The sequence below is a fragment of the Escherichia sp. KCJ4928 genome (genome assembly GCF_004352695.1).
GTDB lineage: Bacteria > Pseudomonadota > Gammaproteobacteria > Enterobacterales > Enterobacteriaceae > ECMA0423.
The window spans coordinates 1-9,007 of record NZ_SJWV01000163.1; the positions used below are offsets into that span (position 1 = coordinate 1).

Annotated in this window: 9 protein-coding genes; 3 read left to right on the forward strand and 6 right to left on the reverse strand. The window is 50.1% G+C overall.

Going from position 1 to position 9,007, the window contains the following annotated elements; all coding sequences use genetic code 11:
- Positions 1–11 precede the first annotated feature (11 nt).
- From bioD to bioB, 4 genes are read right to left on the reverse strand one after another with little or no spacing between them, the layout of a single operon-like run.
- Entirely contained in the window at positions 12–689 is a 678-nt protein-coding gene (gene bioD / locus E0D98_RS18570) for a dethiobiotin synthase (protein ID WP_050877194.1), read from the reverse strand.
- Positions 682–1,437: a malonyl-ACP O-methyltransferase BioC gene (gene bioC, locus E0D98_RS18575; RefSeq protein ID WP_000246805.1), complete on the reverse strand. Its 756-nt coding sequence runs from the start codon at positions 1,435–1,437 to the stop codon at positions 682–684. The genes bioD and bioC overlap by 8 nt, the downstream gene beginning before the upstream one ends.
- Positions 1,424–2,578, reverse strand: coding sequence for an 8-amino-7-oxononanoate synthase (gene bioF, locus E0D98_RS18580; RefSeq protein WP_000118833.1), 1,155 nt, complete (start codon positions 2,576–2,578; stop codon positions 1,424–1,426). Before bioF ends, bioC begins: the two co-directional genes overlap by 14 nt.
- A complete protein-coding gene (gene bioB / locus E0D98_RS18585; protein ID WP_000951213.1) occupies positions 2,575–3,615 on the reverse strand; it encodes a biotin synthase BioB in 1,041 nt (346 codons plus the stop codon). Before bioB ends, bioF begins: the two co-directional genes overlap by 4 nt.
- A gap of 86 nt (positions 3,616–3,701) precedes the next feature.
- On the opposite strand from bioB, the gene bioA reads away from it, so the two are divergent.
- A complete protein-coding gene (gene bioA, locus E0D98_RS18590; RefSeq protein ID WP_001716325.1) occupies positions 3,702–4,991 on the forward strand; it encodes an adenosylmethionine--8-amino-7-oxononanoate transaminase in 1,290 nt (429 codons plus the stop codon).
- A gap of 58 nt (positions 4,992–5,049) precedes the next feature.
- Positions 5,050–5,526 carry a kinase inhibitor gene (locus E0D98_RS18595; RefSeq protein ID WP_000767389.1) on the forward strand — a complete coding sequence of 159 codons (477 nt, stop codon included), beginning with the start codon at positions 5,050–5,052 and terminating at the stop codon, positions 5,524–5,526.
- Between the two features lie 452 nt (positions 5,527–5,978).
- Here E0D98_RS18595 and E0D98_RS27975 read toward each other — a convergent pair whose 3' ends face one another.
- Positions 5,979–7,997, reverse strand: coding sequence for a phage head-binding domain-containing protein (locus tag E0D98_RS27975; protein ID WP_050877196.1), 2,019 nt, complete (start codon positions 7,995–7,997; stop codon positions 5,979–5,981).
- A 121-nt stretch (positions 7,998–8,118) separates the two neighbouring features.
- Here E0D98_RS27975 and E0D98_RS18605 point away from each other — a divergent pair, with 121 nt between their 5' ends.
- Positions 8,119–8,385: an Arc family DNA-binding protein gene (locus E0D98_RS18605; RefSeq protein WP_000287056.1), complete on the forward strand. Its 267-nt coding sequence runs from the start codon at positions 8,119–8,121 to the stop codon at positions 8,383–8,385.
- A gap of 245 nt (positions 8,386–8,630) precedes the next feature.
- Here E0D98_RS18605 and E0D98_RS18610 read toward each other — a convergent pair.
- Positions 8,631–9,007 (reverse strand): DUF4376 domain-containing protein (locus E0D98_RS18610; protein WP_131890823.1); only part of this gene is annotated, 377 nt, incomplete at its 5' end.

The window sequence follows — 9,007 nt, forward strand, 5'->3', positions numbered from 1 at the left end:
ATACAGGATAGCTACAACAAGGCAAGGTTTATGTACTTTCCGGTTGCCGCATTTTCTGGATTTTCTGCAAGCCAGGGGATCTCTCCCAGCAGCGGCGCGGGAATCATGCGGGTGAGCGTGGTCATATATTCAGCGTGAAGTTTTCCCGGAGGCGTAACATCGTTCGCCACCCAACCCGCCAGAGTCAGTCCGGCGTGTTGTATTGCCTGCGCAGTCAACATCGCGTGATTAATACAGCCGAGTTTCACACCAACTACCAGTATCACCGGCAGTTGTTCCTGTGTTACCCAATCTGCAAAAGTGAAAGTGTCAGAAAGCGGCGTAAACCAGCCGCCAGCACCTTCCACTAACACCCAGTCAGCCTGTTGTTCAAGCGCGCGTAATCCGGCGCTCATTACCAATGATTCTATCGGCCTGCCCTCTTGCGCGCTGATGATGTGCGGCGAGGTGGGTTCTGCGAAGGTGTAAGGATTTACCGTTGCGTAATCCAGCTGCAGGCTGCTGTTGTGCTGTAACGCCAGCGCGTCACTATTACGTAAGCCTTCCGGGGTCTTTTCGCTGCCAGAGGCGACCGGTTTATAACCTGCCGTCCGATAACCTACTGCCTTCGCGGCTTGTAAAAGTGCACAACTGGCGACGGTTTTCCCCACTTCGGTATCCGTTCCGGTGACAAAATAACGTTTACTCACGAGCAATCACTCCCAAAAAAAGATGATACGTCAGAGGATATCGCCCCTGTTGTTGCGGCCAGGCCAGTTGCAATCGCTGCAATTGCGAACGCGTTAATATTCGCGGGTCGCGCCCTTCATGAAGATGCGTAGCACCGATGCCTTTCAGCGAACGCATGGCACTGAGCGCATCATCAAACCATAGTGTGATGGGCTGAATATGATGTTGATAATGCACGCCGTTCAGCGACTGTTCGATTTCATCTGGCGGTAAAAAGCGATTAGCATGCGGACGCTCGTCCACCGCCTGCCACGCCTGATGCAGTTCGGGTAACGATCCCTGCACCAGCGTGGTAAACGCCACCACGCCTCCGGGGCGCACCACCCGATACAGCTCGCGGAGTGCCGTGGATAAATTACCGCACCACTGCACTGCGAGATTGCTCCATGCAAGATCGAACGTCGCAGTCGCTAACGGCAGGGATTCGATATCTCCCGCCAGATAATGATCTGCGGCATCCTTCTGGCGTGCCTGAACAAGCATTGGCGGCGAGAGATCTAAGGCCGTCACCTGCGCGTGACGTTCCCGCCAGTGGCGGCTCATCCAGCCAGGTCCACAACCCGCGTCCAGTACGTGGGTGTATTTACGCTGTGGGAGCATTGCCAGTAAGACGTCAGCACTCTGGCGCTGTAGATCTGCGTGTTGCTCATAGAGTGCGGCTGCCCGACCAAATGCCGCTGCAATGGCTTGTTTATTAACCGTTGCCATGCAGCACCTCCAGCAGACGGTCGATATCCTGCATTTCATGCGCTGCGGTTAGCGTTAAGCGCAGTCGCGCAGTACCAGCGGGTACGGTTGGCGGGCGAATCGCCGTGACCCAGCAGCCTTGCTGGCGCAGTTTTTCTGCCAGTTGTAACGCACGGCTGTTATCACCGACGATCAATGGCTGGATGGCGCTGCATGAATCAGCCAGCGTAAACGGCAAATCCTGTACTCCGGCACGAAAACGCGCAATGAGTGACACCAGTTTTTCGCGCCGTGCATCCCCCTCATCACGGCGAATGACCGCCAGTGACGCACGTAATGCCTGCGCCTGAGCGGGCGGCATACTGGTGCTGTAGATAAGGTGGCGGGCGAATTGCAGCAGATAATCCGCCACCGTACTTGAGCAAAGCACCGCAGCCCCACTGACGCCAAATCCTTTGCCAAAAGTCACTACCAGCAATTCTGGTTTTACCTTTTGCAGCCAGCAGCTGCCGCGCCCCTGCTCCCCGATAACGCCCGTGCCGTGGGCATCATCGACCATCAACCAGCCATTGTGCTGTTGCGTTACCTGCTGGATTTCCGCCAGTGGTGCACTATCGCCGTCCATGCTGAACACGCCTTCTGTCACCACCAGTTGCTGCCCCGGACAGGGGGAAGCAAGCAATCGCGCCAAATGAGTGACATCGTTATGAGCAAAACGGCGAAGCTGCGACGGGCTTAAACTGGCAGCTTCCAGCAATGAGGCATGGCTAAGCCGGTCAGCGACAATGCGGTCCTCTTTTGCCATCATCGCGGCAATGACCGCCTGATTAGCGGCAAAACCAGAGATAAATAGCAGTGCCCGCGAATAGCCCAGCCACTCGGCCAGTTCTTCTTCCAGCGCCTGATGCGCAACGCTATAACCGCTGACGTGACCGGAACCGCCGCTACCGACGCCAAATTGCTCCGCACCCTGCTGCCAGGCACGGATAATTTGCGGATGATGGCTTAAACCTAAATAATCGTTACTGGAAAAGTTCAGATACTGGCGATCATCCGCCACCAGCCAGCGTCCGGCTCCTTGCGCCACTGGATAACGGCGACGCAGGGCATCGGCAGCACGCCGCGCATCGAGCGCCGCGTTGATTTTCTCCTGCCAGCTCATAGTGCTGCCGCGTTGTAATATTCGTCAGTGTCCGGGGTCATCAGTGCCTGCTCCAGACGCTGCTGTTGTTCGTTATCCCCTGCCAGCACGGCAGTTTGCTGCGGATTTAGCCCCAGTTTGCGAAACAGTTGCAGGTCTTTATCTTCTTCCGGATTCGGCGTGGTTAGCAGTTTGCAACCGTAGAAAATCGAGTTTGCGCCTGCCATAAAGCACATCGCCTGAGTCTGTTCGTTCATCTGCTCGCGTCCGGCAGAAAGGCGCACGTAAGAGGTCGGCATCATGATCCGCGCGACCGCAATGGTGCGAATAAAATCAAAGGCATCGACATCATCGTTATCCGCCAGCGGCGTGCCTTTCACCTTCACCAGCATGTTGATTGGTACGCTTTCCGGCGGCGTCGGCAGGTTTGCCAGTTGCAGCAATAATCCGGCGCGATCTTTTACCGTTTCGCCTAAGCCCACAATGCCGCCAGAACAGACTTTGATCCCGGCATCGCGCACTTTTTCCAGCGTATCGAGGCGTTCCTGATAAGTGCGGGTGGTGATGATATTGCCGTAAAACTCCGGCGAGGTGTCCAGGTTGTGGTTGTAGTAATCCAGCCCGGCGTTCGCGAGGCGCTGCGCCTGAGATTCACTCAACGTGCCCAGCGTCATACACGCCTCCAGCCCCATCGCTTTTACCCCCTGCACCATTTGTTCCAGGTACGGCATATCGCGTTCGTGGGGATTCTTCCACGCCGCGCCCATACAGAAACGCGTCGATCCCGCAGCTTTCGCTTTGCGCGCCGACTCCAGCACCTGTTCAACTTCCATCAACCGCTCGGCTTCCAGCCCGGTTTTGTAGCGCGAGCTTTGCGGGCAGTATTTGCAATCTTCCGGACAAGCTCCGGTCTTAATCGACAGCAAAGTGCTGACCTGCACCTGACGAGGATCGAAATGCTGTCGATGCACCTGCTGCGCTTCAAACAGCAGATCCAGCAACGGTTTTTCAAATAATTCTGTGACTTGCGACAATGTCCAGCGTGGGCGGTGAGCCATGGGGCTTCTCCAAAACGTGTTTTTTGTTGTTAATTCGGTGTAGACTTGTAAACCTAAATCTTTTCAATTTGGTTTACAAGTCGATTATGACAACGGACGATCTTGCCTTTGACCAACGCCATATCTGGCACCCATACACATCCATGACCTCCCCTCTGCCGGTTTATCCGGTCGCGAGCGCCGAAGGTTGCGAGCTAATTTTGTCTGACGGCAGACGCCTGGTTGACGGTATGTCGTCCTGGTGGGCGGCGATCCACGGCTATAATCACCCGCAGCTTAATGCGGCGATGAAGTCGCAAATTGATGCTATGTCGCATGTGATGTTTGGCGGTATCACCCATGCGCCCGCCATCGAGCTATGCTGCAAACTGGTGGCAATGACGCCGCAACCGCTGGAATGCGTTTTTCTCGCGGACTCCGGCTCCGTAGCGGTGGAAGTGGCGATGAAAATGGCGTTGCAGTACTGGCAGGCCAAAGGCGAAGCGCGCCAGCGTTTTCTGACCTTCCGCAATGGTTATCATGGCGATACCTTTGGCGCGATGTCGGTGTGCGATCCGGACAACTCAATGCACAGCCTGTGGAAAGGCTATCTGCCAGAAAACTTGTTTGCTCCCGCCCCGCAAAGCCGCATGGATGGTGAATGGGATGAACGTGATATGGTTGGCTTTGCCCGCCTGATGGCGGCGCATCGTCATGAAATCGCGGCGGTGATCATTGAACCGATTGTCCAGGGCGCAGGCGGGATGCGCATGTACCATCCGGAATGGTTAAAACGAATCCGCAAAATGTGCGATCGCGAAGGTATCTTGCTGATTGCCGACGAGATCGCCACCGGATTTGGTCGTACCGGCAAACTGTTTGCCTGTGAACATGCAGAAATCGCGCCGGACATTTTGTGCCTCGGTAAAGCCTTAACCGGCGGCACAATGACCCTTTCCGCCACGCTCACCACGCGCGAGGTTGCGGAAACCATCAGTAACGGCGAAGCCGGTTGCTTTATGCATGGGCCAACTTTTATGGGCAATCCGCTGGCCTGCGCGGCAGCAAACGCCAGCCTGGCGATTCTCGAATCTGGCGACTGGCAGCAACAGGTGGCGGCTATTGAAGTACAGCTGCGCGAGCAACTTGCCCCCGCCCGTGATGCCGAAATGGTTGCCGATGTGCGCGTGCTGGGGGCAATCGGCGTAGTCGAAACCACTCATCCGGTGAATATGGCGGCGCTGCAAAAATTCTTTGTCGAACAGGGTGTCTGGATCCGGCCTTTTGGCAAACTGATTTACCTGATGCCGCCCTATATTATTCTCCCGCAACAGTTGCAGCGTCTGACCGCAGCGGTTAACCGCGCGGTACAGGATGAAACATTTTTTTGCCAATAACGAGAAGTCCGCGTGAGGGTTTCTGGCTACACTTTCTGCAAACAAGAAAGGAGGGTTCATGAAACTCATCAGTAACGATCTGCGCGATGGCGATAAATTGCCGCATCGTCATGTCTTTAACGGCATGGGTTACGATGGCGATAATATTTCACCGCATCTGGCGTGGGATGATGTTCCTGCGGGAACGAAAAGTTTTGTTGTCACCTGCTACGACCCGGATGCGCCAACCGGCTCCGGCTGGTGGCACTGGGTAGTTGTTAACTTACCCGCTGATACCCGCGTATTACCGCAAGGGTTTGGCTCTGGTCTGGTAGCAATGCCAGACGGCGTTTTGCAGACGCGTACCGACTTTGGTAAAACCGGGTACGATGGCGCAGCACCGCCGAAAGGCGAAACTCATCGCTACATTTTTACCGTTCACGCGCTGGATATAGAACGTATTGATGTCGATGAAGGTGCCAGCGGCGCGATGGTCGGGTTTAACGTTCATTTCCACTCTCTGGCAAGCGCCTCGATTACTGCGATGTTTAGTTAATCACTCTGCCAGATGGCGCAATGCCATCTGGTATCACTTAAAGGTATTAAAAACAACTTTTTGTCTTTTTACCTTCCCGTTTCGCTCAAGTTAGTATAAAAAAGCTGAACAAGAAACAGTAAAATCATTAATATCAATGTCTTATAATGCATTTAGCTTAAAAAATAGACTGCATAATACTGTAAAACACAACATATCCAGTCACTATGAATCAACTACTTAGATAGTATTAGTGACCTGTAACAGAGCATTAGCGCAAGGTGATTTTTTGTCCTCTTGCGCTAATTTTTTGTCAACTCACTGGGTTAGTTGAATTTACAACCATGCTCAGTATCTCGATAGACTCAGAGAAATGATGCAGTGGTTGGCTGACCCGCGCGTACATATAACGACATGGGCGAGAATCTACTAAAACCAGTTAACTTGCATGCGATAGGATAAAATTCAAAAAATCATGATGGCGTATATCCTCCCTGAGTGTTTATAAGAACAAACCCATTAACACCAACAGTTATTGATATTACACCTGCTGATGGATAAAAATTAGCATATCCGGCAGTAACCGCTTTACCGTTTACGAATACGTTAAGGCTAGATGTATTCATCTTCATAAATCCAGACGATGAGTCATACATTAATCTATATTGTTGACCATTGAATCTGCTATCAATTGATGATGGAAGGGAGATCTCTCCAGACTCGCTCATCTTAATATCAGATAATGAAGCAAGGTTTAAAGTTTCACCTGGATTCATTGTACATGTTAGAGTCTGGTAAAATGAACCTAGATCAAGATTAATCCTACCAAAAACGTTAGTGGTTAGCTTTACTGGACATATTACATGCTTGAACGATATATATGCACCTACAAACCCTTTTGCATTGTTTGTTACGATTGCATATTTTGATATGCTTTCAGCTGGAAGAGATGAGCAAAGAGACACATCTCTTATTTCAAAGTTCCCCTGTACTGGAAGTGTTGATGATGGATATTGTGATGAATCAGATGTTTTAATGGCTATAGGGGCCTTTTCAATGTTGCTTGAATATGAGCAAGACCAATCATTTATTGATACGTTGTCTACTAGTAGGCGCAAGCCTGACTTGTAGAATTGGTTGCTTATCATTATAGGGTTTTTTAGCGCTCCCTTGGAGCACACGTTCTTAACTGAAACGTATCCGTTAAAAAGAGAATCTCTGTTAGGACCCCCCCAAAACTCAAACGCTCCTCTTGATGAGTCATCAGAAACTCCGTCAATGGTGATTTGGCAGTCATATCTACCACCTTCTGGTGGGATGTTTGTATCTGCCATATTTAGCGCGATTTGAGTTAGCGGCCCTTTATTACCCTTTCCTATAACTCCATTGACGTGAATTCCCCTTAACGGCGTCTGAAAATAGTTAGGTTCTATGTCGATTCCAGCCCATGGGCCGTTTGGGAGGGGTGTTGAATCGCTATCACCAGTGTTGTTCAATTCTGGCCTATCGATGACTATGGACTCTCCACATGTAATGCTAATACCTTGCCTACGGCAGTTTTCTGTAACTGGTCTGGTTATAGTTATTTTCTTCGGGTATGAGACCTTATCAGGCCAGTGCTGACCAATAAAAATTCCATCTCCCCATGCATCAATGGCTTTAGGTTTTTTTATTTCTATATTGTTACACCCACCCCTGATAAAGAAACACATTCCGAACTCGCCGTCCAGTCCTTTGTGAGTTGTTTTATCTCCAATGCATACTGGGTTTATAACAATTATATTTTCAACATCTGAAAATGTCATAACCCCGTATTGCTCAAAGCTATTTGAGCCAATCTTAAGCGATCCTCCTGGTGGTTTTATAATTATTGAATTAGATGGGATTAGGAGACCTGGAACATCAAACTGATCTACCGGAGTTATCTTGCACTGAAATGGAGGTAAAACCAATGCTGATTTTATGCTCGTTGCATGATTGATTGCTTCTTGTATTTCTGCGCGATAGTCTACAGAACCGTCTGTAACGTAATTTTCAGGCAAATAATCAACAGCATAAATAAATGCATAGTTATCTATAAATGTTTGAACGCTATCACCAGAAGACGTGAAAACATTTGATGCTCCAGATTTTGATAGTAAAATGTTTTTTAACTGATCAGGATCATACTTAAGCACATTCGGAAAATAGAACTGCCGCGCCCCATACGCATCGTACACAGCCATAGAATGACCTTGCACAGTTACGAACTTGGCAATCTGTCCGTTATATACCGGATATCCAGCAGCATTAATGATGATTGGTTGCGAAACAGGAACGTGAGAACCGTCTTCATTCTCCACATAAACCTGAATCTGGTTTTCAGGATTTACAGGGTCAGTGTCAATTTTACCGATATAAATTTTGCCATTGGCTACGGCTTTAAAAGAACGAGCCATAGTGAAGAGTTGCGAAGGCATGCTTACCACAACATTTGCGGTGATATCTGACATTTCATTGCTCCAGACGAATGATATGATGCAACCATGATGTGATTGCATACCGAAATGGTACTATTGAGTATTTATCCAGTAGGTTACGATGCCATTCCACCCAACTGGTGAGGCATCAAGGATGTACAGCAAATACGACGAGGCGCAGTTTCACTTGAGACTTCCGCATGAACTCCACGCGAAAATTAAGCAACGTGCGAAGATGAATAACAGGTCGCTGAACTCAGAGATAATTGCGGCGATTGAAGAATCATTGGCTAAACAAAGCTCTGCATCTGTTTACATTGACGATGCAGAGCGTATGGCAGAACAACAATCTGAGATGGTTAAGAAAATTGTCTTTGATACGCTTAAGACCATGTATAGCAATAATAAAAAGGAAACATAGAAATCTAGTTTCCGGCAAAAATGGCATCGCGAATGAAGCATGCAACCGCGCCCAGGCAAAATACGGACTTCCGGAAATCTGAAAAATCATCCATATCAACAGGATGCACGAAAAATGAGAGTTCCGTCACTTCCGGAATTAACTTTTCCGTGGCAGTATTCGTCCGGCATAGTGTATACCTTCACAATAATGACATAATCAACGCAGTTCATGGGGGAGGTGATGGTCCCCCATCTTTTTGTCTGTTATTCCTGTGCCCAGCCAACCCTGTATGCCAGGATCTCATCCGCACTGCTCAGCGATTCCAGGTCCTTCTTCATGGTGCGCTGGCGAATGTGGATTTCCATCCCTTTAGTGAACATCGCCTGCTCTGCCGCTTCACTCAGCGCAATAAGCTCTTCTGCTGTCACCTGTACATCATTGTTTTCCGCATCCGTCCAGAAAAACGCCTCCGGCAGTTTCCCCGCTTTCGCTGCCGCCACCGATGGCTCAAGGCGCGTCTGCGTTGACTTTCCGTAGTCCCATTTCCGGCCATTGTGCTCAAACGTGTAGTTCGCCGCCTCCATCGCATTACGCCACGCGTTTATTTCATCGCCCTTCATCCCGCGCGCTTTCTCCGCGG

Excerpts from the sequence above, each read along its gene's own strand:
- bioC (WP_000246805.1), bottom strand. The coding sequence starts at position 1,437 with ATGGCAACGGTTAATAAACAAGCCATTGCAGCGGCATTTGGTCGGGCA.
- bioF (WP_000118833.1), bottom strand. The coding sequence starts at position 2,578 with ATGAGCTGGCAGGAGAAAATCAACGCGGCGCTCGATGCGCGGCGTGCT.
- bioB (WP_000951213.1), bottom strand. The coding sequence starts at position 3,615 with ATGGCTCACCGCCCACGCTGGACATTGTCGCAAGTCACAGAATTATTT.
- bioA (WP_001716325.1), top strand. The coding sequence starts at position 3,702 with ATGACAACGGACGATCTTGCCTTTGACCAACGCCATATCTGGCACCCA.
- E0D98_RS18595 (WP_000767389.1), top strand. The coding sequence starts at position 5,050 with ATGAAACTCATCAGTAACGATCTGCGCGATGGCGATAAATTGCCGCAT.
- E0D98_RS27975 (WP_050877196.1), bottom strand. The coding sequence starts at position 7,997 with ATGTCAGATATCACCGCAAATGTTGTGGTAAGCATGCCTTCGCAACTC.
- E0D98_RS18605 (WP_000287056.1), top strand. The coding sequence starts at position 8,119 with ATGTACAGCAAATACGACGAGGCGCAGTTTCACTTGAGACTTCCGCAT.